A 25,153-nucleotide genomic window follows, 5' to 3' on the forward strand; every position below is an offset into this window, starting at 1 on the left:
GTTGTACGGGACATCCGTGGGGTCGTACGGCGTGGGCTAGACGGTCAGGGCCCGGTCCGTCGGGCGGATCGGAGCCGGCAGCTCGCTGGCGCCCGTCAGGTACCGGTCGACTCCGCGGGCCGCCGAGCGGCCCTCGGCGATCGCCCAGACGATCAGGGACTGACCGCGGCCCGCGTCACCGGCGACGAAGACACCGTCGACGTTGGTGGCGAAGTCCGCGTCGCGCGCCACATTGCCGCGCTCGTCCAGCTCCAGGCCGAACTGGGAGACCAGGCCGTTGGACTGGTCCGTGCCCGTGAAGCCCATGGCCAGGGTGACCAGCTGCGCCGGGATCTTCCGCTCGGTGCCCGGCTTCTGCTCCAGCTTGCCGTCCTTGAACTCGACCTCGACGAGGTGCAGGAACTGGACGTTGCCGTCCTCGTCGCCCTCGAAGTGGGTGGTGGAGACGGAGTAGACCCGCTCGCCGCCCTCCTCGTGCGCGGAGGTGACCTTGTAGAGCATCGGGAAGGTCGGCCAGGGCTGGCCCGCCGTACGCTCCTCGCCCGGCTTCGGCATGATCTCCAGCTGCGTGACGGACGCCGCGCCCTGCCGGTGGGCCGTGCCGACGCAGTCCGCGCCGGTGTCGCCGCCGCCGATGACGACGACGTGCTTGCCCTCGGCGGTGATGGGGGGCGCCACGAAGTCGCCCTCCTGCACCTTGTTGGCGAGCGGCAGGTACTCCATCGCGAAGTGGATGCCGTTCAGCTCACGGCCCGGGACGGGCAGGTCGCGGGAGACGGTCGCACCGGCCGCGATGACCACCGCGTCGTACCGGCGGCGCAGCTTCGCCGCGTCGATGTCGACGCCGATCTCCACCTCGGTACGGAACTTGGTGCCCTCCGCGCGCATCTGCTCGATGCGGCGGTTGATGTGCACCTTCTCCATCTTGAACTCGGGGATGCCGTAGCGCAGCAGTCCGCCGATGCGGTCGGCCCGCTCGTACACGGCGACCGTGTGACCGGCGCGGGTCAGCTGCTGGGCGGCGGCGAGACCCGCCGGGCCCGAGCCGATGACCGCGACGGTCTTGCCGGACAGGCGCTCCGGCGGCTGCGGGGTGACGTCACCGGAGTCCCACGCCTTGTCGATGATCGAGACTTCGACGTTCTTGATGGTGACGGCCGGCTGGTTGATGCCGAGGACACACGCCGACTCGCAGGGAGCCGGACACAGCCGCCCGGTGAACTCCGGGAAGTTGTTGGTCGCGTGGAGCCGCTCGGAAGCGGCGGACCAGTCCTCGCGGTAGGCGTAGTCGTTCCACTCGGGGATCAGGTTCCCGAGCGGACATCCGTTGTGGCAGAACGGGATGCCGCAGTCCATGCAGCGTCCGGCCTGCTTGCTGATGATCGGCAGCAGGGAACCGGGAACGTAGACCTCGTTCCAGTCCCTGAGCCGCTCACCGACGGGGCGGGTCTTGGCGACCTCGCGGCCGGTGGTCAGGAAGCCCTTGGGGTCAGCCATTGGTCGCCGCCTCCATCATCTTCTCGGTGGTCTCCTGCTCGGAGAGACCGGCGAGCTCAGCGGCGTCCTTGGCGGCGAGCACTGCCTTGTACGTGGTCGGGATGATCTTGCTGAAGCGGTCCACGTTCGCGGACCAGTCGGCAAGGAGCTTCTCGGCGACGGTGGAGCCCGTCTCCTCCTGGTGACGGCGCACGACATCGTGCAGCCACACCTGGTCGGCCTCGGTGAGCGTCTCGACGGCGGAGAGGTTCCCGGCGTTGACGTTGTCCCGGTCGAGGTCGATGACGTACGCGATACCGCCCGACATACCGGCCGCGAAGTTGCGGCCCGTCTCGCCGAGGACGACCGCGTAGCCGCCGGTCATGTACTCGCAGCCGTGGTCGCCCACGCCCTCCGAGACGACGGTGGCGCCGGAGTTGCGGACGCAGAAGCGCTCGCCGGTGCGGCCCCGAAGGAACAGCTCACCGCCGGTCGCGCCGTACGCGATCGTGTTGCCCGCGATCGTCGAGTACTCGGCGAGGTGGTCGGCGCCCCGGTCCGGGCGGACGATGACGCGGCCGCCGGAGAGGCCCTTGCCGACGTAGTCGTTGGCGTCGCCCTCCAGGCGGAGCGTGACGCCGCTCGGCAGGAAGGCGCCGAAGGACTGGCCGGCGGAGCCGGTGAAGGTGATGTCGATGGTGTCGTCGGGCAGGCCCGCTCCACCGAACTTCTTCGTCACCTCGTGGCCGAGCATGGTGCCGACCGTCCGGTTGATGTTGCGGATCGCGACCTGCGCGCGGACCGGCTGGGCGGCCTCGGCGGAGTCCGCGTTCAGGGCCTCGGCGGCGAGCTCGATCAGCTCGTTGTCGAGGGCCTTCTCCAGGCCGTGGTCCTGCTCGATCAGCGCGTGGCGCACGGCGCCCTCGGGCAGCGCGGGCACGTGGAAGAGGGGCTCGAGGTCGAGGCCCTGGGCCTTCCAGTGCGTGACCGCGTTGCTGGTGTCGAGCAGCTCGGCGTGGCCGACGGCCTCTTCGATCGTACGGAAGCCCAGCTCGCCGAGGAGCTCACGGACCTCCTCGGCGATGAACTCGAAGAAGTTGACGACGAACTCGGCCTTGCCGGAGAACCGGTCGCGCAGCACCGGGTTCTGCGTGGCGATACCGACCGGGCAGGTGTCCAGGTGGCAGACGCGCATCATGACGCAGCCGGAGACGACGAGCGGCGCGGTCGCGAAACCGAACTCCTCGGCGCCCAGCAGCGCGGCGATGACGACGTCGCGGCCGGTCTTGAGCTGGCCGTCGGTCTGCACCACGATCCGGTCGCGCAGGCCGTTGAGCAGCAGCGTCTGCTGGGTCTCGGCGAGGCCGAGTTCCCAGGGGCCGCCCGCGTGCTTCAGCGAGGTGAGCGGCGAGGCGCCCGTGCCGCCGTCGTGGCCGGAGATCAGGACGACGTCCGCGTGGGCCTTGGAGACACCCGCGGCGACGGTGCCGACACCGACCTCGGAGACCAGCTTCACGTGGATGCGCGCGGCCGGGTTGGCGTTCTTGAGGTCGTGGATCAGCTGAGCCAGGTCCTCGATGGAGTAGATGTCGTGGTGCGGCGGCGGGGAGATCAGACCGACACCCGGGGTGGAGTGCCGGGTCTTGGCGACCCACGGGTAGACCTTGTGGCCGGGCAGCTGGCCGCCCTCGCCGGGCTTGGCGCCCTGGGCCATCTTGATCTGGATGTCGTCCGCGTTGACCAGGTACTCGCTCGTCACACCGAAGCGGCCGGAGGCGACCTGCTTGATGGAGGAGCGGCGCGCCGGGTCGTACAGGCGCTCCGGGTCCTCGCCGCCCTCACCGGTGTTGGACTTGCCGCCCAGCTGGTTCATGGCGATGGCGAGGGTCTCGTGCGCCTCCTGGGAGATGGAGCCGTACGACATGGCGCCGGTGGAGAAGCGCTTGACGATCTCGGAGACCGGCTCGACCTCGTCGAGGGGGATCGACGGGCGGTCGGAGGCGAAGCCGAAGAGGCCGCGCAGCGTCATCAGCCGCTCGGACTGCTCGTTCACCCGCTCGGTGTACTTCTTGAAGATGTCGTAGCGCCGGGTGCGCGTGGCGTGCTGGAGGCGGAAGACCGTCTCCGGGTCGAACAGGTGCGGCTCACCCTCGCGGCGCCACTGGTACTCACCGCCTATGTCCAGCGCACGGTGCGCGGAGGGGACGCCGGAGGCGGGGTACGCCTTGGCGTGGCGGGCGGCGACCTCCTTGGCGACGACGTCGAGACCGGCGCCGCCGATCTTGGTGGCCGTGCCGTTGAAGTACTTCGTGACGAAGGCCTCGTCGAGGCCGACGGCCTCGAAGACCTGGGCGCCGCGGTAGGAGGCGACGGTCGAGATGCCCATCTTCGACATGACCTTGAGGACGCCCTTGCCAAGCGCGTAGATCAGGTTGCGGATGGCCTGCTCGGGCTCCAGGCCCTCGATGAAGGTGCCGGCGCGGACCAGGTCCTCGACGGACTCCATCGCCAGGTACGGGTTGACCGCGGCGGCGCCGTAGCCGATGAGCAGCGCGACGTGGTGGACCTCGCGGACGTCACCGGCCTCGACGAGCAGACCCACCTGGGTGCGCTGCTTCGTACGGATGAGGTGGTGGTGGACCGCGGCGGTGAGCAGCAGCGACGGGATCGGCGCGTGCTCGGCGTCGGAGTGCCGGTCGGAGAGCACGATCAGGCGCGCGCCGCCCTCGATGGCGGCGTCGGCCTCGGCGCAGATCTCCTCGATGCGGGCGGCGAGGGCGTCGCCGCCGCCGGAGACCCGGTAGAGACCGGACAGGGTCGCGGCCTTCATGCCGGGCATGTCGCCGTCGGCGTTGATGTGGATGAGCTTGGCCAGCTCGTCGTTGTCGATCACCGGGAAGGGCAGGGTGACGCTGCGGCACGACGCGGCGGTCGGCTCGAGCAGGTTGCCCTGGGGGCCCAGCGAGGAGCGCAGCGAGGTGACGAGCTCCTCGCGGATGGCGTCCAGCGGCGGGTTGGTGACCTGCGCGAAGAGCTGGGTGAAGTAGTCGAACAGCAGCCGGGGGCGCTCGGAGAGCGCGGCGATCGGCGAGTCCGTGCCCATCGAGCCGAGCGGCTCGCCGCCGGTGCGGGCCATCGGCGCGAGGATGACGCGCAGCTCTTCCTCGGTGTAGCCGAAGGTCTGCTGGCGGCGGGTGACCGAGGCGTGGGTGTGGACGATGTGCTCGCGCTCGGGGAGGTCCTCGAGCTCGATCTCGCCGGTCTCCAGCCACTCCTTGTACGGGAGCTCGGCGGCGAGGCCGGCCTTGATCTCGTCGTCCTCGATGATGCGGTGCTCGGCGGTGTCGACGAGGAACATCTTGCCGGGCTGGAGGCGGCCCTTGCGGACGACCTTGGCGGGGTCGATGTCGAGGACACCGACCTCGGAGGAGAGCACGACGAGACCCTCGTCGGTCACCCAGTAGCGACCCGGGCGCAGACCGTTGCGGTCGAGGACCGCGCCGACCTGGACACCGTCGGTGAAGGTGACGCACGCCGGGCCGTCCCACGGCTCCATCATCGTGGCGTGGTACTGGTAGAACGCGCGCCGGTCCGGGTCCATGGAGTCGTGGTTCTCCCACGCCTCGGGGACCATCATCAGGACGCTGTGGGGCAGCGAGCGGCCGCCGAGGTGGAGCAGCTCCAGGACCTCGTCGAAGGAGGCGGAGTCGGAGGCGTCCGGGGTGCAGACCGGGAAGATCCGCTCGAGCTTCTCCGAGCCGAAGAGGTCGGAGGCGAGCTGGGACTCGCGGGCCACCATCCAGTTGCGGTTGCCCTTGACCGTGTTGATCTCGCCGTTGTGCGCGACGAAGCGGTACGGGTGGGCGAGCGGCCAGCTCGGGAAGGTGTTCGTCGAGAACCGGGAGTGGACCAGCGCGACGGCGGTGGCGCAGCGGCGGTCCGACAGGTCCGGGAAGAAGGGCTCCAGCTGGCCGGTGGTCAGCATGCCCTTGTAGACAATCGTGCGGGCGGAGAGCGACGGGAAGTAGACCCCGACCTCGCGCTCGGCGCGCTTGCGCAGCAGGAACGCCTTGCGGTCGAGGACGATGCCCTCGCTGGCGCCGTCGGCGACGAAGAGCTGGCGGAAGACCGGCATCGTGGCGCGCGCGGAGGCGCCGAGGAGCTCGGGGGCGACGGGGACGTCGCGCCAGCCGAGGACGGTCAGGCCTTCCTCGGCCGCGATCGCCTGGATCCGCTCGACGGCCTGTGCGGAGCCGTCGGCGGGAAGGAAGGCGATTCCGACGGCGTACGAGCCGGCGGCGGGAAGGTCGAAGTCGGTGACCTCGCGGAGGAACGCGTCCGGGACCTGGAACAGGATGCCCGCGCCGTCACCGGAATCGGGCTCGGAGCCGGTGGCGCCTCGGTGTTCCAGATTGCGCAGTACGGTCAGCGCCTGCTCGACCAGCGCGTGGCTGGCAACACCGGTGAGGGTGGCCACGAACCCGACGCCACAGGCGTCGTGTTCGTTACGGGGGTCGTACATCCCCTGCGGAGCGGGGCGACCGTCCATGGGCGACCAGGCGTCGGAACGCATGGGCTCTCCCGTCGTCGTCGTGGCATGTGCAAGTGCCGAGGGACGACGTTGGCCCTCAAGCTGAAATTTCGTGCAAGTTACATGATGGCTGGCTTCTCGGGGAACGGATAGCTCATTCCAACATGCGGACACCGCGCATGGGCGGCTGAGTTGGGGTCACACGGGGACGAATCGGTGATCCGGGATCTCCGGCGACCCGTCACAGAGCAGGCTTCATTGCCCGCAGCGCTTACGCCTCATGCCCGGTGATTAAGGAATCGAAACCACCGGGTTACGACTACCTATGCCGTTGCATGCATAGTGTCTCACCGACACGGCCATTCCGCCCAGGGAGATTCGTCACAGCGGCGCCCCGTGGACACGGCAAAGCCCCCTCCGGGGAGGGGGCCGACGCCTGGGGTGCGGCTAGAGCGCCGCGCCGAAGAGCATGCCGAGGCCGTAGGTGACCGCCGCCGCGGCGCCGCCGAGGACGAGCTGGCGCAGCCCGCTGAACCACCAGCTGCGAGCCGTGACCCGGGCCACCAGCGCACCGCACGCGAACAGGCCGAGGAGCGCCAGCAGCACCGCGGGCCACAGCGCGGTCGCGCCGAGCAGGTACGGCAGTACGGGCAGCAGCGCGCCCAGCGCGAAGGAGGCGAAGGACGACACGGCGGCGACGGTCGGCGACGGCAGGTCGTCCGGGTCGATGCCGAGCTCCTCGCGGGCGTGGATCTCCAGCGCCTGCTCGGGGTCCTTCGACAGCTGCATGGCGACCTCGCGGGCCAGCGCGGGCTCGACGCCCCGGGACACGTACAGCGCGGCCAGCTCCTCCATCTCGTCGATGGGGTGCTTGCGCAACTGGCGGCGCTCGACGTCCAGTTCGGCCTGGACGAGCTCGCGCTGCGAGGCGACGGAGGTGTATTCGCCGGCGGCCATGGAGAAGGCGCCGGCGGCGAGTCCGGCGAGGCCGGTGATGACGATGGTCTGCTGGGAGACCGCGCCGCCCGCGACACCGGTCATCAGGGCCAGGTTGGAGACGAGCCCGTCCATCGCGCCGAACACCGCGGGGCGCAGCCAGCCGCCGTTCACATCGCGGTGCGTGTGATTGTCGCGGTGCGCCGCGTGAAGTGTTGCCTCGGTCTCGATGATGGACACAGCTCTCCCCTTGCTCTCAGCGGGTTCCGGTTGCCGGTAACAAGCCCCGCTCCCCCTCGACTTCCTCGAAAATACGCCCGATGTAAGGGTCCCGCCAGCAAGCAAGGCCTTACTTACGAAGGTGTGCCTCAGTATCCGTCGCCTTGTCCGTCGCAGTGTCAGGCGGGTGACACCGGCGTTTGTCAGACTCCCCGGCCCTCGCGCGTGGCACAGATCCAGGAACCCGAGGTGCGCGGTACCGCGCGGGAAGGGACCACGCGATGGAGTCGATCGCAGGCGTACTCACGGCACACGATCTCCGCGAGCGTGCCCGGGGCGCGCTGCTGGGGCTGGCCGTCGGCGACGCGCTCGGAGCGCCCGCCGAGAATATGCGGCCCTCCGAGATCCGCCGTCGGTGGGGTCGCATCGAAGGGTTCGTCACGGACGACCCGGCGGGCACGGACGACACCGAGTACGCCATCTTCTCCGGGCTGCTGCTGGCCCGGCACGGCTCGGCGCTCACCGTGCCGCACGTGGAGAAGGCCTGGCACCACTGGATCGCGGACCTGGACGAAGGCCCCTTCCGGGGGGCGGGATTCAGCGAACGCGGAACGCTGGAGAACCTGCGCAGGGGGCTCGCCGCGCCCATCTCGGCGCAGCACCGCCACGCCTGGAGCGACGGGCTGGCCATGCGGGCGGCGCCGTTCGGGGTCTTCGCGCCGGGCCGACCGGCGGAGGCGGCGCGGCTGGTCGCGATCGACGGCTGCGTCAGTCATGACGGCGAGGGCATCTACGGCGGCCAGGCCGTCGCGGCGGGCGTCGCGGCGGCGATGTCCGGCGCGGGCGTGGCCTCGGTCATCGCCGCGGCCCTGTCCGTCGTGCCGATGGACTCCTGGACGGCCCGCTCGATGCGCCGCGCGGTGGTCGCGGCGCAGCGCGTCCAGCCGGACGCCCTCAGCCGGGAGCGCGCGGTCCGCTCCGCGGTGGTGATCGGCGGCTATCCGTGGACGGACCTGGCGCCGGAGGCGGTCGGCCTGGCGTTCGGCGCGTTCGCGTCGGCCCGCGGCGATTTCCGTACGGCGGTACTGACGGCCGTCAACATGGGCCGCGACGCCGACACCACGGCAGCGGTCGCGGGCGCCCTGGCCGGAGCGATGTCCGGCGAGGCGGCGATCCCGCCGGACTGGGCGTCGGCGATCGGCCCGGTGCGGGGCAGCTGCCTCCCGTCGATGCGGGGCTACCACGTCCTGGACATCGCGGACCTGCTGACCCCGGACGAGGAGGCGGCGTCATGACCGAGGACACCACCACGGCTGTGGGCGCCGACGCCCCCGGACGACACGAGCCGACCCGCCCCCCGGAGCGGGACGCCGTGACTGGAGCTGCCCGCCCCGAGGCCCCGGGGCCCTCGTGGAGGCGGGGCGCCGAGCCGGACGACGCCCGCGCCGACGCCCCGGGCCCCGCCTGGGGGCCGGGCGCCGTCGCCGAGGGCGTCCGGCTCCGGACCCCGGCTTCCGCCCGGGCGACCGACGCACGGACGAGCGCCCCCACCCCGGCGACCGCCCCCCAGGCGGGGCCCGGGGCCGCGTCGCGGATTGAGGGGCTGCTGCTCGGGCTCGCCGCCGGGGACGCCGCCGGGTGGCCCGCCGCGCGGCATCGGGCCGCGCGGATGCCCGAGTGGACACGCCGGCTGACCCGGGAGCTGGACACCTTCGCCGAGCAGAACGCCACGACGACGCTCCCCGTGCCCATCGCCCTCAACCAGCCCCCCGAGCCCCTCCGCCTCGGCCCCTCCGACGACGCCGAATGGGCCGCCTTCACCGCCGAGGCCGTGCTCTCCGCCGCCGGCGGTCTCTTCCGGGGCCTCTCCCCCGCCCACCGCCTGCGCGCCGCCGTCGATCTCGCCTGGAACTCCCTCGCCGGCCAGATCGCCGCCGCCGCCGACCGCGCCCCCGAGGTCGAGTCCGCGGTGCTTCCCCTCCGCGCCCGGATCTCCGTACGCGCCGGTCTCGGCAACCTCGCCACCGGCCTGCGCCCGCCCGCCACCGGCCACGACAACCCGCACTACTTCGACGACGCCGCCTGCGTCCGCGCCGCCGTCCTCGCCGTGGTCCATCCGGGTGACCCCCACGCCGCTGCCGAGCTCGCCGAGTTCGACGCCCGCTACACCCAGGACGGCGACGGGGTGCACGGCGCCCGTGCCATGGCCGCGGCCGTCGCCGCCGCGCTCGGTGGCGCGCCGGTCGACGACGCGGTCGACGCCGCCCTGGCCCAGCTCCCGCCCGCCACCGAGATCGGCCGCAACGCCCAGCACGCGGTGAAGACCGCGCGCGACGCGGCCGACGCCTTCGAACTGGTCCCGATCCTGGAGCACCAGATCGTCGACCACGTCTACAGCTACGGCATCGCCGCCGCCGAGACCGTCCCCGTCGCCCTCGCCCTGGCCGTCGCCTCGCGCGGCCGGGTCGCCGGGGCCGTACCCGCCGCCGCCTGCCTGTCCCGGGTCGCGGACTCCGCGCCCGCGCTCGCCGGGGCGCTGACCGGCGCGCTCGGCGGCGGGGACTCCGTCCCGGCCACCTGGCGGGATGCCTGCCGCACGCTGGCGGGCTGCGCCCTGCCCCGCCTCGCCGGTACGGATCTCGTCCTCCTCGCCCAGCGCCTCGCGCATCTGTCACACCCGCGCCCCCACCCGGATCCGCACGCGCGGGCCGACCGGGCCCAGCACCCCGCGCCGTAACCCGCCCGCGCCTCCCCCGGCCCCTCCCCGCGCCGCCGATCCGACTCCACGGCGATCCCCGGCGCGAGATTCCCCGCCGACGGTCACCCCGGGTGGACAATCCCGACATGACGACCGTACTGACCACACCCACGCTCACTCTCGAAGACCGGATCACGGGCAGTCTCGTCGGAGCGGCCGTCGGTGACGCGCTCGGCGGCCCGGTCGAGGGATACACCCCCGACCAGATCGCCGAGCGCCACGGCGGCCGTGTCACCGGCATCGTCGGCCCGTGGAACGGCGACGCATGGCGCACCGCCCGCCCGATCGCGCCGTACCACAAGGGAAACGGGCACGTCACCGACGACACCCTGATGACCCATGCGCTGGTCCGGGTGTACGGGACGGTCCGCGACCACCTGGACGCGTACGCCGTCGCCGACCACCTCGTCCCCGACCTCATCTCCACACCCCGCTGGATCCCGGAACTGGAGGCCGAGGCGCTGCCGCTCCAGCGGATCTTCCTCGCCGAGAAGTGGCTGGTCGCGCGGTTGCACTACGGCCATGTCGACCCGCGCGAGGCAGGCAGCGGCAACATGGTCAACTGCGGCGCGGCGATGTACATGGCCCCCGTCGGGCTGGTCAACGCCGCCAACCCGCAGGCCGCGTACGCCGAGGCCCTCGACATCGCCGGCGCCCACCAGTCCTCGTACGGCCGGGAGGCGGCGGGGGTCTTCGCGGCGGCGGTCGCGGCGGCGTGCGTCCCCGGCGCCACGCCCGCGTCGGTCCTCGACACCGTGCTGTCCCTGGCCAAGGACGGCACCTGCGCGGCGATCGAGGCCGTGGCCGAAGTGGCCGAACGCTATACGGACTTCGAGCCGGCGCTGGGTCCGCTGCGCGAGGCGGTGGCCCCGTTCGACACGGTCGGCCCGGACTACCGTGCCCCGTCGCTGGGCGCCCGGCGGCCCTCCCGCCTCCACTCGATCGAGGAGCTCCCCGTCGCCCTGGGGATGCTGCTGATCGGCGGTGGCGACTACAGCCGTACGGTCCTGGGCGCGGTCAACTACGGCCGCGACTGCGACTCGATCGCCACGATGGCGGGCGCCGTGGCGGGTGCGCTGCACGGCGAGGCGGCGGTCCCCGGGGCGTGGGCGGAGCGGGTCGCCGAGGCCAGCCGTCTGGATCTGCGCGCCCCCGCGGGGGTACTGGCGGAGGTGACCCGGGAGATCTTCGCCCGCGACACGGACCGCCGCCGGGCCCACGAGTCCGCGTTCGGCCGGCTGGCGGGGGCGTGAGGGAATGACGCTGCGTCTCACCTGGGTGCAGCCGGAGGATCTGCTCGGGCACGAGCTGCGCCAGGCGGACGAGGACGGCCGCGACGCCCGGGCCGTCGCCTCCCGCTGGCGCTCGGCCGGCGGCCGGCCCGCCCCCGCGACGGCGGGCACCTCCCCGGAGCCCTCCCCCCACCTCCGCGCGCTCGCGGAGCGCCTGCTCGACGAACTCGCCGTGCTGCCGAGCCCGTTGTCGCGCAGCGAGCCGACGCCCTTCGGCGCGATCAAGGACGCCTGCCCGAACTGGCCGGACGCCGGACTGCCCGCCACCCCCGCGCCCCACCCCACCGGTCGCCTCCGGCCGCCGTCGGCCCTCTCCGCGACCGCGCCGGAGCCCTCCGCACCCGGCCACGCGGCTCCCGGCGGGACGGCGGCGGAACCCACCCTCCTCCAGCGGCTGCACGCCGCCTGGCTCGGCCGCGCCGTCGGCTGTCTGCTCGGCAAGCCCGTCGAGAAGCTCCCCCTCCCCGCCATCCGGGCCCTCGCCCGCGCCACCGGCAACTGGCCGCTCACCACGTGGTTCACCGCCCGCGGGGTCCCCGAGGAGCTCAAGGCCGCCCATCCCTGGAACCGCCGGTCCGCGGCCACCTCCCTCGCCGAGAACATCGACGGGATGCCCGAGGACGACGACCTCAACTACCCGCTGCTCAATCTGCTGCTGCTGCAGCGCCACGGCCCCGGCTTCACCACCGCCGACGTCGCCCGCCTCTGGCTGGACGAGCTGCCGGCCGGGCGGACGTTCACCGCCGAGCGGATCGCGTACCGCAATCTCCTCGACGGCGTCGAGCCGCCGTTCACCGCCTCGCGCCGCAACCCGTTCCGGGAGTGGATCGGCGCCCAGATCCGGGCCGACGTCCACGGCTGGACGCACCCGGGCGATCCGGCCGCGGCCGCCGAGCAGGCGTACCGGGACGCCGCGCTCACCCACACCGGCAACGGCGTGTACGGCGCCATGTTCGTCGCCGCGACCCTCGCCGCCGCCGCGAGCGGCACCGCCGACGTCCATCAGGCGCTCGCCGCGGGCCTCCTCGTCGTCCCGCCCCGCTCGCGTCTGGCCCAAGCGGTCCGTCTCGGCATCGAGACCGCGGCCACGCACCGCGACTTCGACGCCGTCGTGGACCGCCTGCACTCCGCCCTCGGCACGTACCACTGGGTCCATGCCGTCCCCAACGCCGCGCTCCTCGCCGCCGCCCTCACCCACGCGGACGGTGACTTCTCCCGCTCCGTCTGCGCGGCCGTCTCGGGCGGCTGGGACACCGACTCCAACGGCGCCACCGCCGGCTCCGTCGCCGGTCTCCTCGCCGGCAGCCCCGACCGCGTCCCCGACCATTGGACGGCGCCGCTGAAGAACCGCCTCTCCACTTCCGTCGCCACCTTCGACGGCATCGGCTTCGACACCCTCGCAGAACTCACCCACCGGGAGGTACGGACCGCATGACCAGCATCGTCGTGCTCGGCAGTACGAACATGGACCTCGTCGCGTACGTGCCCAGGGCCCCCGCGCGCGGAGAGACCGTCACCGGACGGGAGTTCCGTACGATCCCCGGCGGCAAGGGCGCCAACCAGGCCGTGGCGGCCGCCCGCGCCGGAGCCGATGCGGCGCTCATCGGCGCCGTCGGCACGGACGACTTCGGCGTACGGCTGCGCGCCTCGCTCGACGGAGCCGGCGTCGACACCGATCTGCTGCGCACCGCCGAGGGCGCCTCCGGCACCGCCCACATCGTCGTCGACGACGAGGGGTCGAACGCCATCGTGGTGATCCCCGGCGCGAACGGCTCGGTCACCTCCCTGACCCCCGGCGACGAGGCACTCATCGGCACGGCCGACGCCCTGCTGCTCCAGCTGGAGCTGCCCCTGTCCGCCGTGACCGACGGCGCGCGGGCGGCCCGCCGCCTCGGTGTCCGTACGATCCTGACCCCCGCGCCCGCTCAGCCCCTGCCGTCCGAACTGCTCGCCGCCATCGACCTGTTGGTGCCGAACGAGCACGAGGCCGCCGCCCTCACCGGCCTCTCGGACCCGTATGCGGCGGCCGAGGCGCTGCTGCGGGACGTCCCCGAGGTCGTCATCACCCTCGGCGCGCGGGGCAGCCTCTACGCGGCCCGCGGAACCGACCCGGTCACCGTCCCCGCGCCGCGTGTCCACGCCGTCGACACGACAGCGGCGGGCGACACGTTCGTCGGGGCGCTGGCCGTCGCACTGGGCGAGGGGCGCCCGGTGCCCCGGGCGCTCGCCTGGGCCTCGTCGGCCGCCGCGCTCTCCGTACAGCGCCCGGGGGCCTCGTCCTCGATGCCGTACCGCTCCGAGATCGACAGTGAGGCCGACACCGAGGTGGACGCCGTATGACGACCGAGCCGATCACCGACACGACCACCGGGCCGGCGGCCGAGCCGGCCGCGCCGCTCCGGGACCTGCGCGTCCTCGATCTCGCCACGCTCTTCGCCGGGCCCATCGCCGCCACGATGCTCGGCGACTTCGGAGCCGATGTCATCAAGATCGAGCATCCCCGAAGGCCCGATCCGTCCCGGGGCCACGGCCCCACCAAGGACGGCGTGGGCCTCTGGTGGAAGGTGCTGGGGCGCAACAAGCGCACGGTCACCCTGGATCTCTCCACCTCCGGCGGCCGCGACACCCTGCTCAGACTGGCCGCCACCGCCGATGTCGTCATCGAGAACTTCCGCCCGGGGACCCTGGAGCGGTGGGGGCTGGGCTGGGAGGAACTCTCCACCGTCAATCCGCGGCTGGTGCTGACGCGGGTCACCGGCTTCGGCCAGTTCGGCCCGTACGCGCACCGCCCCGGCTTCGGCACGCTGGCCGAGGCGATGAGCGGCTTCGCGGCCATCACCGGGGAGCCTCAGGGCCCGCCCACCCTGCCGCCGTTCGGCCTCGCGGACTCGATCGCGGGGCTGGCGACGGCCTACGCGGTGATGACCGCGCTCGCCGCCCGCACCGCCACCGGGCGCGGTCAGGTGGTCGACATGGCGATCATCGAGCCGATCCTGGCGGTCCTCGGCCCCCAGCCGCTCTGGTACGACCAGCTCGGTTACGTCCAGCCGCGCACCGGAAACCGCTCCCGCAACAACGCCCCCCGCAACACCTACCTCACCGCCGACGGCTGCTGGGTCGCCGTCTCCACCTCCGCCCAGTCGGTCGCCGAGCGGGTGATGCGGCTGGTCGGCCGGCCGGAGCTGATCGACGAGCCCTGGTTCGCGGAGGGCACGACCCGCGCGGCGCACTGCGACGTCCTCGACGAGGCCGTCGGTTCCTGGGTCGCCCGGCACACCCGGGAGGAGGTGATGGCCGCGTTCGAGAAGGCCGAGGCGGCGATCGCGCCGGTCTACGACATCCGGGACGTGATGGACGACCCGCAGTACCGCGCCCTGGACACGGTCACCGAGGTCGCCGACCCCGAACTGGGCCCGATCCGGATGCAGAACGTCCTCTTCAGGCTCTCCGAGACCCCGGGCGCCATCCGCTGGGCCGGCCGCCCGCACGGTGCGGACACCGCGGAGGTCCTCGCCGAGCTGGGTCTCTCCCCCGCCGAGATCACCGCCCTGTCCACCGAAGGCGCGCTATGACGATCCCCCTGACCTGGCTCTACGCCCCCGGCGACCGTCCCGACACCGTCCGCAAGGCCCTTTCCAGCGGCGCCGACGTGGTCGTCGTCGACCTGGAGGACGCCGTGGCCCCGGACCGCAAGGCGTACGCGCTCGCCGCCACCGTCGAGCTCCTCGCCGCCCCGCACGAGGTCCCCGTCCACGTCCGCGTCCACGCCGCGTCGGACATCACCGCCCTGCACGGGCTGCCCGGTCTGGCATGTCTGCGGCTGCCGAAGACCGATGTCCCGGCCCAGGTCCACCACGTCGCCCGGCTCGCCCCCGGCACGCCGCTCCTCCCGCTCATCGAATCCGCGCTCGCCGTCGAGCACGCCTACGCCCTCGCCACCGCCCACCCCGACGTCCAGGGCCTCGCGCTCGGCGAGGCGGACCTGCGCGCCGACCTCGGGGTACGGAACGACGCCGGGCTCGCCTGGCCGCGCAGCCGGGTCGTGGTGGCCGCCCGTGCGGCGCGTCTGCCGCCGCCCGCCCAGTCGGTGCACCCCGACGTGCGCGACCTGGAGGGGCTCGCGGCGAGCTGCGCCGAGGGCCGGGCGCTGGGCTTCGTGGGGCGCGCGGCGATCCATCCGCGTCAGCTGCCGGTGATCGAGCGGGCGTATCTGCCCACGGAGGGGGAGGTGGCGTCGGCGGAGGAGATCGTCAGGGCGGCAGCCGTCGACGAGGGCGCCCAGGCCCTCCCGGACGGCCGGTTCGTCGACGCGGCCCTGGTGGCGCTCGCGTACCGCACACTCACGCTGGCCGACCGGCTCTGAGCACGCGGCACCGCGCCCCACACACTCACGCCGCCCGACCGGCTCTCACCGTGCCCCACACGCGTACGGGGCCGCCGGAACCTCTCGGTCCCGGCGGCCCCGTACGGAAACCGCTGCCTGTCAGCCCTTCTGGGCCGGCTTGGTGGCGTCGGCGTCGGCAGTCGCTGCCTCGGAGGAAGTCTCCGGACCGGCCTGCGGACCCGCGTCCTCCACCGTGCCGGGGTCGTCGCCCGCGCCGTTCGCGGGCTCCTCGTCCCGGGCCTGCGTGCCCTCGTCCTTCGGGCTCGCGTCCTTCGGGTCCTCGGGCTTCGCCGTGGCGTCCGTGTCCTTCACCGGCTCCACGATCTCCTCGCGGCCGGGCCGCATCCGGGCCGAGATCACCATGTAGGTCACCGCCAGCACGAAGACGATCATCGCGGTCCACACATTGAGCCGCAGGCCCAGCACGTGGTGCGCCTCGTCGACGCGCATGTACTCGATCCACGCCCGGCCCGTGCAGTACGCCGCCACATAGAGCGCGAAGGCCCGGCCGTGTCCCAGCGTGAAGCGGCGGTCCGCCCAGATCACCAGCAGTGCCACACCCACGCACCACAGCGACTCGTACAGGAACGTCGGGTGGTAGAGCCCGGCCTCGCGGTTCGCGCTCGCGGTGATCTTGAGCGCCCAGGGAAGGTCGGTGGGCTTGCCGTACAGCTCCTGGTTGAACCAGTTGCCCCAGCGGCCGATGGCCTGCGCGAAGGCCACACCCGGGGCCAGCGCGTCGGCCCAGGCCGGCAGCGGAATCCCGCGGCGCCGGCAGCCGATCCACGCGCCGACCGCGCCCAGCGCGATCGCGCCCCAGATCCCGAGGCCGCCCTCCCAGATCTTGAAGGCGTCGACCCAGTCCTCACCCTCGCTGAAGTACAGCTGGTAGTCGGTGATGACGTGGTACAAACGGCCGCCGACGAGGCCGAAGGGCACCGCCCAGACGGCGATGTCGGCCACGGTGCCGGCTGTACCGCCCCGGGCGATCCAGCGCTTGTTGCCGTACCAGACGGCGACGAAGACACCGATGATGATGCAGAAGGCGTAGCCGCGCAGCGGGAGTGGTCCGACCTGGAGCACTCCGGTCGACGGGCTGGGAATGTAGGCAAGGTCCATGGCAGACCCGACGCTACCGTGCCGGGTGGGCTGTGGGGCAACCCTCCCCCCGCTTTCCTTTGCGGGGACCCCCGGGAGACGACTCCGCGGGGGCCCCGGAACGCCCGGACGGGAGGCTCAGCCGGCGGACGGCGCGCCCGCCCCCTCACGAGTGGTCGCCCCCTGGGGGAAGCCCGGATTCTCGTGGATGCCCGAGCTCTTGCGGGTGCCGGCGTCCCCGTGAGCGCCCGTGCCCTGGTGGGAGCCGGAGCCGGTGTCCTCGCGGGAATCGCCGTCCTCAGGGGAATCGGCCTGCTCGCGGGAGTCCGCGTCGCTGTCGCCGCCCGCCGCGGGCTTCTTGCCCTTGTTGGCCTGCGCGACCCACTTCTTCAGGTTCTCCGGGGAGATCTGCTCGTTCCCCTTGGCCGGGAAGACCGACTCGCCGTTGAGCAGCACGCTCGGGGTGCCCTGGAAGTCGCCCTTGCGGAAAGCCTCGCTGGACTTGGTGACCCAGGCGTCGTGCGTGCCCTCCTGCACACAGCTGCGGAAGGCGGGGGTGTCGAGACCCTTCACCTTGGCCGCGAGCTCGATCAGCTTGTCGTTCTTGGCGAACGCGTCGTCGGTCTCGGGCGGCTGGTTGCGGTAGAGCACGTCGTGGTACGGCGTGAACTTCCCGGCGTCCTGCGCGCACGCGGCGGCGTTCGCCGCGCGCAGCGAGCCGCTGCCGCCCATGTTGCCGTCGATGATGGTGGCGAGGTGGTAGTCGACCTTGAGCTGCTTCTTGGCCTCCAGCTCGTGGATGGTGTCCCGGAACGCGTTCTCGAAGGAGGCGCAGGCCGGGCAGCGGAAGTCCTCCCAGACCGTGAGCGTGGACGGGGCGTCGGCGGCGCCCGTCGGGATCGCCAGCTGCTCGTCGCCGTTGGCGCCGGTGGGGGCGACGACGGGTCCGGTGGCGGTCGAATCGCCCTTGCCTCCGCTGTTGGCCGCGATCAGCCCGACGACGGCGGCGAGTCCGAGGACTCCCACCACGGCGGACGACACGATCAGCAGACGCCGGCGCTTCTCGCGCGCCTTCTCCCGCTCGCGCTCCTGTTGGAGCCGCTCCCGCGCGCTCCGCTTCTCTTCACGGTTGTTGTCGCTCACGCCACAGCAACGAACCGGGGAGGCACCTGCGCGCCTCCCCGGTCCCAGTTCCACCCTTATGGGCTACCGAACCCGGCGTACGCCCTCGGCGAGTTCGGCCGCCAGTTCCCTTACGGCCGCGAGGCCGGCCGCGTGGTCGTCGGCGTCCAGCATCCGCTTGACGAAGGCGGAGCCGACGATGACGCCGTCGGCGAAGTCCGCGACCTCGGCGGCCTGCTTGGCATTCGACACGCCGAGGCCGACACAGACGGGCAGCGACGAGGTGGCACGCGTCCGGCGCACGAGGTCGGCGGCTTGTTCGCCGACCGACTCACGGGTACCGGTGACGCCCATCAGCGAGGCCGCGTAGACGAAGCCGGAACCGGCCGCCGTGATGGTGGCCAGGCGCGCGTCCTTGCTGCTCGGCGCGACGACGAAGACGGTGGCGAGACCGTGCTTGTCGGCGTGCTCTCTCCACGTCGCGGACTCCTGGACCGGCAGGTCGGGCAGGATGCATCCCGCGCCGCCGGCCGCCGCCAGCTCCTCGGTGAACCGGGCGATGCCGTACCGGTCGATGGGGTTCCAGTACGTCATGACGAGGACCGGCTTCCCGGTCGCCTCGAAGGCCTCCCGGACGGTGCGCATCACGTCGGCGATCTTGACGCCGCCGCGCAGGGCGATGTCGTCGGCGGTCTGGATGACCGGCCCGTCGAGGACCGGGTCGCTGTGCGGCAGCCCCACCTCGACGATGTCGGCGCCGCCGTCGAAGGCGGCCTTGACCGCTTCGATGCCGCCGTCGACGGTCGGGAAGCCGGCCGGGAGGTAGGCGATGAGCGCGGCCCGGTTCTCGGACGTGGCCCGTGCCAGGGTGTCGCTCAACAGCTGGATGTTGCCGCTCACTTGGAGCCCTCCCCGTCGTACAGCCCGAAGTAGCGGGCGGCCGTGTCCATGTCCTTGTCGCCGCGGCCCGACAGGTTGACGATGATCAACCCGTCCTTGCCGAGTTCCTTGCCGACCTCCAGCGCACCGGCCAGCGCGTGCGCGGACTCGATGGCCGGGATGATGCCCTCGGTGCGGGACAGCAGCCGCAGGGCCTGCATGGCCGCGTCGTCGGTCACCGCGCGGTACTCGCCCCGGCCGGCGTCCTTGAGGTACGCGTGCTCGGGGCCGATGCCCGGGTAGTCGAGGCCGGCCGAGATCGAGTACGGCTCGGTGATCTGGCCCTCGTCGTCCTGGAGGACGTACGACCGGGAGCCGTGCAGGATGCCGGGTTCGCCGGCGGTCAGGGTCGCCGCGTGCTCGCCGGTCTCGACGCCGTGCCCGGCCGGCTCGCAGCCGATGAGGCGGACGTCCGTGTCCGGGATGAAGGCGTGGAAGAGACCGATGGCGTTGGAGCCGCCACCGACGCAGGCGATGGCGGCGTCGGGGAGCCGTCCGGCCCGCTCCAGGATCTGGCGGCGGGCCTCGACCCCGATGACGCGGTGGAAGTCGCGGACCATGGCCGGGAAGGGGTGCGGGCCGGCGACCGTGCCGAAGAGGTAGTGCGTGCGGTCGACGTTGGCGACCCAGTCGCGGAACGCCTCGTTGATGGCGTCCTTGAGGGTGCGGCTGCCGGACTTCACCGGGATGACCTCGGCGCCGAGCATCCGCATCCGGGCGACGTTCAGCGCCTGGCGCTGGGTGTCGATCTCGCCCATGTAGATGGTGCATTCGAGGCCGAAGAGCGCGCAGGCGGTGGCGGTGGCGACACCGTGCTGCCCGGCGCCGGTCTCGGCGATGACGCGGGTCTTGCCCATACGCTTGGTGAGCAGGGCCTGGCCGAGCACATTGTTGATCTTGTGCGAGCCGGTGTGGTTGAGGTCCTCCCGCTTGAGGAAGATCCGTGCGCCACCGGCGTGTTCGGCGAACCGGGGCACCTCGGTGAGGGCGCTGGGGCGGCCGGTGTAGTTGACCATCAGGTCGTTGAGCTCGGCGGCGAAGGCCGGGTCGGACTTGGCCTTGTCGTACTCGACGGCGACCTCGTCGACGGCGGCCACCAGGGCCTCCGGGATGAACTTGCCGCCGTACGCGCCGAAGTAACCCTCGACGCTGGGGACTTGACCCTCGGGGTCCGGAATGAAGAACTCGCTGGACATGCGACATGCTCCTCGCGGGGCGCGGTTGCCCCGGACTACGGGCTGAAGGTGGTCACGGTATGCGCGCGCGCCGCCGCGGTCGGGCTGCCACGGCGGTCCGGGTGCCGGCATCGGACCCGTGGTGTACGGACCGTACGGAACCGGACGGCACCGGCGGCCGCGGCCGCGGGCCCACCGGGCACGTCGGGGACCCGGCGGCCTCGCCGGACGGCGCGGTGGCTGTCGGGACGGGGCCGGTGGGACCGGCTCCGACGGCCCCGGACGCGGACACGGCGGGCCCGGCGATCCCGGGTCGGCGGCGGCGCGGCCGGCGCCGTGCGTCCTCGGACGCGGCGGAGCCTAACGGCAGCGGTGGGGGCGCGCGAGGCGCCCGCGCCATCGCATGCCGTTGACCTGTCCGGGCTCGTCACCGATCACGTACCGGACGCGCCGGCCGTGCACGCGGCGGGCGGGGGCGCGGCAGCCGCGCGGGCGGCAGCCACGGGCCAGAGGGGCGTGCGGATCCCGGGCGGGAGCCGACGCGCCGGCACTCGCCCGGAGGACGCCGGCCGCCCTGTCGCCGGAGCGCGGCCGACCGGCCGGTCGGGGGGCGGGCAGGACGCCCGCACCCCCGGCCGGCGGTTCGACGTGCTCGGCCGAGGCGCGCGGCAGGGCGTCCGCCGCGGTGGCCGCACGCATGCCCGAGTCGCCCCGGGGCGGACCCAGGGGCGTCGGGAGCGGGCGGCGGGTGGACATGGGCGGAGGTCAGCTCCGGCCGTGGCGCAGGGCCGGGTGGGCGCCGGCGGCGACCAGATCGGCCACGGCGGCCTTGGGGTCGCGGCCGGTGACGAGGGATTCGCCGACCAGCACCGCGTCGGCGCCGGCGTTGGCGTACGCGATGAGGTCGTGCGGGCCGCGCACCCCGGACTCGGCGATCTTGACGATGTGGGCGGGGACCTCGGGGGCGACGCGCTCGAACGTGGAGCGGTCGACCTTCAGGGTCTTCAGGTCGCGCGCGTTGACGCCGATGATCCGCGCGCCGGCGTCGACCGCACGCTCGACCTCGTCCTCGTCGTGCACCTCGACCAGCGGGGTGAGGCCGATGGACTCGGCACGCTCGATCAGGGAGACGAGCGCCTCCTGGTCCAGCGCGGCGACGATGAGGAGCGCCAGGTCGGCGCCGTACGCCCGGGCCTCCCACAGCTGGTACGCGGTGACGATGAAGTCCTTGCGCAACACCGGGATGTCGACCCGGGCGCGGACGGCCTCCAGGTCGGCCAGCGAGCCGCCGAAGCGACGCTGTTCGGTGAGGACGGAGATGACGGCGGCGCCGCCCGCTTCGTAGTCGGCGGCGAGACCCGCGGGGTCGGCGATCGCGGCGAGTGCGCCCTTCGACGGGCTGGAGCGCTTGACCTCGCAGATGACCTTGACGCCGTCGCCGCGCAGGGCGGCCACTCCGTCCTTGGCCTGCGGTGCCTTCGCTGCGCGCTCCTTGAGCTCGTCGAGGGAGACCCGCGCCTGCCGCTCTGCGAGGTCGGCGCGTACGCCTTCGATGATCTCGTCGAGCACACTCACGCGAGAGGCCCCCTTCCGGGACGGTGATGACGGTCGTGTTGAGCCAGGATCAGCCATCTCGATGGTATCCGCAGGACGGCGTAGCGCCCGCATCCGGTTGACTTGCGTCCCACTACCTGGGACTTCACCGGATCGTCACGGAGCGAGCACGGCGCCGAACGGAAGGTTCCGGATCACCGTGAAGGCCAGCAGGACGGCGCCGAGGGCCCACCACCAGGCCGGGCCGAGGGTGACCCGTACGGGGAGCCCCCGTACGGCGCGAATCAGCCAGACGACCATCAGCGCCGCGAAGATCCCGTAGCCGATGACAGCCAGGGCGTTGGCGCCGAACGCGGCGGAGAGGTCGCCGTGGATGAAGGCGTGGGCGCTGCGCAGCCCGCCGCAGCCGGGGCAGAGGATGCCGGTGAAACGCAGGAGGGGGCAGACGGGGTAGTGCCCGGGCTCGTTCGGGTCCACGGTCCCGACGTACGCGAAGGCGGCCGCGACGCCCGCGAGGGTGCCCAGCGGGGCCAGGAGGCGCCGGGAGAGCGGTGGTGGGGCGGGAGAGGGGGCGGGGGCGGCGGGGGTCGTCAGGGGGTCCACCCGGCGATTGTGCCCACTGACGCCGGAAGGCGCAGCACGGGCCTGCCGTGCCGCGCCTTCCGGTGAGGTCGCGAGTGACTCGGGACGGCGGCCGGTGGGACCGGCTGCCGGTGCGTCGTGAGCCGTCAGGAGGCGGAGGCGGACTGACTGGCCGCGGCACGCGCCTGGACGCGGTCGTCGGTCTCCTTGGGGGCGCCGAGTCCGGCCAGCCGCATCGCCCAGCCGACGACGCCGCCGAGCAGGATGACGGCGATTCCGGCCCAGAAGCCGAGCGGGTTGGCGGCCACCATGAAGACACCGGCGATGCAGAAGCCGATGAAGGAGATGATGACACCCGTCCAGGCGGCCGGGGTGTGTCCGTGGGCGCTGCCCGCCATGAGTTGCTCCTCGTTGCTGTCGCTCTGTGGTGAGGCTTGGGTGAGGTCGCGCCGGATGCGGACGCTCGTCGCCCATTGTCACGCACCCGGCCGGGGCGCGTGACGTGGGGGTCCGGGATCAGCCGGTCGGGTCCTCGCCCCGGTCCAGGGCCTTCCACAGCTCCTCGGGCCGGTCGGGGTCCTGGGACGGGCGCGCCTTGCGGGCGCGCGGGGCGCCCTCGCGCTCGTAGCGGCCGGACATGGCGGGCCACACCTTGCCGTAGCGCAGCGCCAGGAGACCGGCGAGGAGGATGAGCAGTCCGGCCGCGGCGGTCACGTACGGCCAGGCCGTATGGGTGAGCGCGTCCACGCCGGCGCCGGCGTCACCGGTGGTGCGGGCGGCCATCTCGTCGAGCGCGGAGCTGTCGGAGGCGCCGAGGAGGGCCGCGGCGGCCGCGCCCGCGCCGCTCAGCGCGAGGAGGCCGGAGACCAGGAGCCGGCCGCCGCTGCGGACGGCGAAGACGGCGACGAGGGCGGCGAGACCGACGACGGCGAGCGCCGACGGGACGCCGGTGACATCGCCGCCCTGGGCTTCGAGCGGCACGGTGCCGCCGCCGACCGCTGCCGTGCCCTCGGCCCAGATCTGGCCCGAGGAGAGCAGTGCGACGGTGGCTCCGACGGCACCCAGGAGGAGGGCTGCGGCGAGGCTGCGGCGGCCACCGCCGGCGGCCGGGGCGGCTCCGGCGTTCGCGGCGCGGGGCTGGGGTACGGGTACGGCACTCACGTACCCCACTATCCCCTACGCCGTCATGCGCCGTTCATCCGGTTGGCGGTGTGTACGGCGCGGAGTACCGCCGCGGCCTTGTTGCGGCATTCGTTGTCCTCGCCGACGGGGTCGGAGTCGGCGACGACACCCGCTCCGGCCTGCACGTACGCGGTGCCGTCGCGGAGCAGGGCGGTACGGATGGCGATGGCGGTGTCGGAGTCCCCGGCGAAGTCGAGGTAGCCGACGCAGCCGCCGTACAGCCCGCGCCGGGACGGCTCCAGCTCCTCGATGATCTGCATCGCGCGGGGCTTGGGCGCGCCGGAGAGGGTGCCGGCGGGGAAGCAGGCGGTGAGGACGTCGAAGGCGGTGCGTCCCTCGGCGACCCGGCCGGTGACGGTCGAGACGATGTGCATGACGTGCGAGTACCGCTCGATCGACATGAAGTCGACGACCTCGACGGAGCCGGGTTCGCAGACCCGCCCCAGGTCGTTGCGGCCGAGGTCGACGAGCATCAGGTGCTCGGCGCGCTCCTTGGGGTCGGCGAGGAGCTCGTCGGCGAGGGCCTGGTCCTCCTGCGGGGTCGCGCCGCGCGGGCGGGTCCCGGCGATGGGGTGGACCATGGCGTGCCCGTCCTCGACCTTGACCAGTGCCTCGGGCGAGGAGCCGACGACGTCGAAGCCGTCGAAGCGGAAGAGGTACATGTACGGGGAGGGGTTGGTGGCCCGCAGGACCCGGTAGACGTCGAGCGCGCTCGCGGAGCACGGGGTCTCGAAGCGCTGCGAGGGCACGACCTGGAAGGCCTCGCCGGCCCTGATCCGCTCCTTGATGTCCTCGACGGCGTCCTGGTACGCCGGGCCGCCCCACAGGGCGGTGTACTCGGGCAGCTCGGACGGCGGCAGGGCGGCTGGCGCGGTCCCGGCGGCGCGCGCGAGGTCGGCCTCCATGGCGTCGAGGCGGGCGACGGCGTCCGCGTACGCGTCCTCGACGCCCGTCTCCAGGTCGTTGTGGTTGATCGCGTTGGCGATCAGCAGGACCGTCCCGTCCCAGTGGTCGAGGACGGCGAGGTCCGAGGTGAGCAGCATCGTCAGCTCGGGCAGCTTCAGATCGTCGCGGCCGTGCTCGCCGATCCGTTCCAGCCTGCGCACGATGTCGTAGCCGAGGTAGCCGACCATGCCGCCGGTGAAGGGCGGCATACCGGAGGCCAGGTCACGTGGGGTGTGCAGGGCCTCGACGGTGGCGCGCAGGGCCGTCAGCGGGTCGCCGTCGACGGGGACGCCGACGGGCGGGGTGCCGAGCCAGTGGGCCTGTCCGTCGCGGGCGGTCAGGGTGGCGTCGCTGCGGACGCCGATGAAGGAGTACCGCGACCAGGAGCGGCCGTTCTCCGCGGACTCCAGCAAGAAGGTCCCGGGGCGCTCGGCGGCGAGCTTGCGGTAGAGCCCGACCGGGGTGTCGCCGTCCGCGAGGAGCCGGCGGCTGACGGGGATGACGCGGCGGTCGGCCGCCAGCTTGCGGAAGGTCTCGAGGTCCATGGCGGCTGACCTTACTGGGAGAGCGGGAGCACGTCGGCGTCGAAGCAGGTGCGGGCGCCGGTGTGGCAGGCGGCCCCCACCTGGTCGACCTTGACCAGGACGGTGTCGGCGTCGCAGTCGAGCGCGACGGACTTGACGTGCTGGACATGGCCGGAGGTGTCGCCCTTGACCCAGTACTCCCGGCGGCTGCGCGACCAGTAGGTGCAGCGCCCGGTGGTGAGGGTGCGGTGCAGCGCCTCGTCGTCCATCCAGCCCAGCATGAGCACCTCGCCGGTGTCGAACTGCTGTGCGATGGCGGGGACGAGACCGTCGGGGCTGCGCTTGAGGCGGGCGGCGATGGCCGGGTCGAGACTGCTGGGCGTGCTGGTCATGACGCCATTGTGCCGTGGGTGGGGCCTTTGCCCGGCGGTGCGTC

At 72.9% G+C, this 25,153-nt stretch carries 20 protein-coding genes and 1 pseudogene; 7 read left to right on the forward strand and 14 right to left on the reverse strand.

The genetic code is table 11. The features are described 5' to 3' along the window. Positions 1 to 36 precede the first annotated feature (36 nt). The 3 genes from ACZ5VC_RS01270 to ACZ5VC_RS01280 form a co-directional block, all read right to left on the reverse strand. On the reverse strand, positions 37 to 1,497 hold the full coding sequence (locus ACZ5VC_RS01270) for a glutamate synthase subunit beta (protein WP_468711044.1): 1,461 nt from the start codon (positions 1,495 to 1,497) through the stop codon (positions 37 to 39). After that, complete coding sequence (gltB, locus tag ACZ5VC_RS01275) at positions 1,490 to 6,049, reverse strand: glutamate synthase large subunit (RefSeq protein ID WP_469118068.1); 4,560 nt, start codon at positions 6,047 to 6,049, stop codon at positions 1,490 to 1,492. The genes ACZ5VC_RS01270 and gltB overlap by 8 nt, the downstream gene beginning before the upstream one ends. A gap of 405 nt (positions 6,050 to 6,454) precedes the next feature. Beyond that, the gene (locus ACZ5VC_RS01280) at positions 6,455 to 7,183 is read right to left on the reverse strand and encodes a VIT1/CCC1 transporter family protein (RefSeq protein ID WP_468711039.1); all 729 of its coding nucleotides are present in this window, start codon (positions 7,181 to 7,183) and stop codon (positions 6,455 to 6,457) included. 260 nt (positions 7,184 to 7,443) lie between these two features. On the opposite strand from ACZ5VC_RS01280, the gene ACZ5VC_RS01285 reads away from it, so the two are divergent. The 7 genes from ACZ5VC_RS01285 (at position 7,444) to ACZ5VC_RS01315 (ending at position 15,575) form a co-directional block, all read left to right on the forward strand. Then, complete coding sequence (locus ACZ5VC_RS01285; protein WP_469118069.1) at positions 7,444 to 8,457, forward strand: ADP-ribosylglycohydrolase family protein; 1,014 nt, start codon at positions 7,444 to 7,446, stop codon at positions 8,455 to 8,457. Further along, entirely contained in the window at positions 8,454 to 9,899 is a 1,446-nt protein-coding gene (locus ACZ5VC_RS01290; protein WP_469118070.1) for an ADP-ribosylglycohydrolase family protein, read from the forward strand. The genes ACZ5VC_RS01285 and ACZ5VC_RS01290 overlap by 4 nt, the downstream gene beginning before the upstream one ends. 107 nt (positions 9,900 to 10,006) lie before the next feature. Then, positions 10,007 to 11,173: an ADP-ribosylglycohydrolase family protein gene (locus ACZ5VC_RS01295; RefSeq protein ID WP_469118071.1), complete on the forward strand. Its 1,167-nt coding sequence runs from the start codon at positions 10,007 to 10,009 to the stop codon at positions 11,171 to 11,173. Between the two features lie 4 nt (positions 11,174 to 11,177). Continuing rightward, entirely contained in the window at positions 11,178 to 12,647 is a 1,470-nt protein-coding gene (locus ACZ5VC_RS01300; RefSeq protein ID WP_469118072.1) for an ADP-ribosylglycohydrolase family protein, read from the forward strand. Continuing rightward, entirely contained in the window at positions 12,644 to 13,552 is a 909-nt protein-coding gene (gene rbsK, locus ACZ5VC_RS01305) for a ribokinase (protein ID WP_469118073.1), read from the forward strand. Before ACZ5VC_RS01300 ends, rbsK begins: the two co-directional genes overlap by 4 nt. Next, positions 13,549 to 14,784 (forward strand): CaiB/BaiF CoA transferase family protein, encoded by a 1,236-nt coding sequence (locus ACZ5VC_RS01310; RefSeq protein ID WP_469118074.1) that lies wholly within the window; start codon positions 13,549 to 13,551, stop codon positions 14,782 to 14,784. The genes rbsK and ACZ5VC_RS01310 overlap by 4 nt, the downstream gene beginning before the upstream one ends. After that, the gene (locus ACZ5VC_RS01315; RefSeq protein WP_469118075.1) at positions 14,781 to 15,575 is read left to right on the forward strand and encodes an HpcH/HpaI aldolase/citrate lyase family protein; all 795 of its coding nucleotides are present in this window, start codon (positions 14,781 to 14,783) and stop codon (positions 15,573 to 15,575) included. Before ACZ5VC_RS01310 ends, ACZ5VC_RS01315 begins: the two co-directional genes overlap by 4 nt. A gap of 120 nt (positions 15,576 to 15,695) precedes the next feature. On the opposite strand, the gene lgt is transcribed toward ACZ5VC_RS01315, so the two are convergent. The 11 genes and pseudogenes from lgt to hisI form a co-directional block, all read right to left on the reverse strand. Then, positions 15,696 to 16,715 carry a prolipoprotein diacylglyceryl transferase gene (gene lgt / locus ACZ5VC_RS01320; protein ID WP_469118076.1) on the reverse strand — a complete coding sequence of 340 codons (1,020 nt, stop codon included), beginning with the start codon at positions 16,713 to 16,715 and terminating at the stop codon, positions 15,696 to 15,698. 312 nt (positions 16,716 to 17,027) lie between these two features. Beyond that, positions 17,028 to 17,863 (reverse strand): annotated as a pseudogene (locus ACZ5VC_RS01325) (DsbA family protein); the annotation flags it as partial. A 37-nt stretch (positions 17,864 to 17,900) separates the two neighbouring features. After that, complete coding sequence (gene trpA, locus ACZ5VC_RS01330; protein WP_469118077.1) at positions 17,901 to 18,716, reverse strand: tryptophan synthase subunit alpha; 816 nt, start codon at positions 18,714 to 18,716, stop codon at positions 17,901 to 17,903. Beyond that, complete coding sequence (trpB, locus tag ACZ5VC_RS01335) at positions 18,713 to 19,951, reverse strand: tryptophan synthase subunit beta (protein WP_469118078.1); 1,239 nt, start codon at positions 19,949 to 19,951, stop codon at positions 18,713 to 18,715. Before trpB ends, trpA begins: the two co-directional genes overlap by 4 nt. Positions 19,952 to 20,290: 339 nt before the next feature. Beyond that, complete coding sequence (trpM, locus tag ACZ5VC_RS01340; RefSeq protein ID WP_469118896.1) at positions 20,291 to 20,548, reverse strand: tryptophan biosynthesis modulator TrpM; 258 nt, start codon at positions 20,546 to 20,548, stop codon at positions 20,291 to 20,293. Between the two features lie 147 nt (positions 20,549 to 20,695). Continuing rightward, the gene (gene trpC, locus ACZ5VC_RS01345) at positions 20,696 to 21,505 is read right to left on the reverse strand and encodes an indole-3-glycerol phosphate synthase TrpC (RefSeq protein ID WP_468711011.1); all 810 of its coding nucleotides are present in this window, start codon (positions 21,503 to 21,505) and stop codon (positions 20,696 to 20,698) included. A 135-nt stretch (positions 21,506 to 21,640) separates the two neighbouring features. Further along, positions 21,641 to 22,078 carry a DUF2752 domain-containing protein gene (locus ACZ5VC_RS01350; protein ID WP_469118897.1) on the reverse strand — a complete coding sequence of 146 codons (438 nt, stop codon included), beginning with the start codon at positions 22,076 to 22,078 and terminating at the stop codon, positions 21,641 to 21,643. A gap of 134 nt (positions 22,079 to 22,212) precedes the next feature. After that, positions 22,213 to 22,464 carry an HGxxPAAW family protein gene (locus ACZ5VC_RS01355; protein ID WP_469118079.1) on the reverse strand — a complete coding sequence of 84 codons (252 nt, stop codon included), beginning with the start codon at positions 22,462 to 22,464 and terminating at the stop codon, positions 22,213 to 22,215. A 118-nt stretch (positions 22,465 to 22,582) separates the two neighbouring features. After that, a complete protein-coding gene (locus ACZ5VC_RS01360; protein ID WP_469118080.1) occupies positions 22,583 to 23,236 on the reverse strand; it encodes a TIGR02234 family membrane protein in 654 nt (217 codons plus the stop codon). A 14-nt stretch (positions 23,237 to 23,250) separates the two neighbouring features. Next, on the reverse strand, positions 23,251 to 24,738 hold the full coding sequence (locus ACZ5VC_RS01365; protein ID WP_469118081.1) for an anthranilate synthase component I: 1,488 nt from the start codon (positions 24,736 to 24,738) through the stop codon (positions 23,251 to 23,253). A gap of 11 nt (positions 24,739 to 24,749) precedes the next feature. Beyond that, on the reverse strand, positions 24,750 to 25,109 hold the full coding sequence (gene hisI, locus ACZ5VC_RS01370) for a phosphoribosyl-AMP cyclohydrolase (protein WP_469118082.1): 360 nt from the start codon (positions 25,107 to 25,109) through the stop codon (positions 24,750 to 24,752). Between the last annotated feature and the right edge of the window lie 44 nt (positions 25,110 to 25,153).

This window comes from Streptomyces sp. NPDC033174 (assembly GCF_055577795.1).

Coding starts and splice junctions, on each gene's coding strand:
- rbsK (WP_469118073.1), top strand. CDS start 12,644: ATGACCAGCATCGTCGTGCTCGGCAGTACGAACATGGACCTCGTCGCG.
- trpB (WP_469118078.1), bottom strand. CDS start 19,951: ATGTCCAGCGAGTTCTTCATTCCGGACCCCGAGGGTCAAGTCCCCAGC.
- ACZ5VC_RS01270 (WP_468711044.1), bottom strand. CDS start 1,497: ATGGCTGACCCCAAGGGCTTCCTGACCACCGGCCGCGAGGTCGCCAAG.
- ACZ5VC_RS01295 (WP_469118071.1), top strand. CDS start 10,007: ATGACGACCGTACTGACCACACCCACGCTCACTCTCGAAGACCGGATC.
- ACZ5VC_RS01310 (WP_469118074.1), top strand. CDS start 13,549: ATGACGACCGAGCCGATCACCGACACGACCACCGGGCCGGCGGCCGAG.
- ACZ5VC_RS01365 (WP_469118081.1), bottom strand. CDS start 24,738: ATGGACCTCGAGACCTTCCGCAAGCTGGCGGCCGACCGCCGCGTCATC.
- ACZ5VC_RS01285 (WP_469118069.1), top strand. CDS start 7,444: ATGGAGTCGATCGCAGGCGTACTCACGGCACACGATCTCCGCGAGCGT.
- ACZ5VC_RS01290 (WP_469118070.1), top strand. CDS start 8,454: ATGACCGAGGACACCACCACGGCTGTGGGCGCCGACGCCCCCGGACGA.
- ACZ5VC_RS01355 (WP_469118079.1), bottom strand. CDS start 22,464: ATGGCGGGCAGCGCCCACGGACACACCCCGGCCGCCTGGACGGGTGTC.
- gltB (WP_469118068.1), bottom strand. CDS start 6,049: ATGCGTTCCGACGCCTGGTCGCCCATGGACGGTCGCCCCGCTCCGCAG.
- ACZ5VC_RS01315 (WP_469118075.1), top strand. CDS start 14,781: ATGACGATCCCCCTGACCTGGCTCTACGCCCCCGGCGACCGTCCCGAC.
- hisI (WP_469118082.1), bottom strand. CDS start 25,109: ATGACCAGCACGCCCAGCAGTCTCGACCCGGCCATCGCCGCCCGCCTC.
- lgt (WP_469118076.1), bottom strand. CDS start 16,715: ATGGACCTTGCCTACATTCCCAGCCCGTCGACCGGAGTGCTCCAGGTC.
- ACZ5VC_RS01300 (WP_469118072.1), top strand. CDS start 11,178: ATGACGCTGCGTCTCACCTGGGTGCAGCCGGAGGATCTGCTCGGGCAC.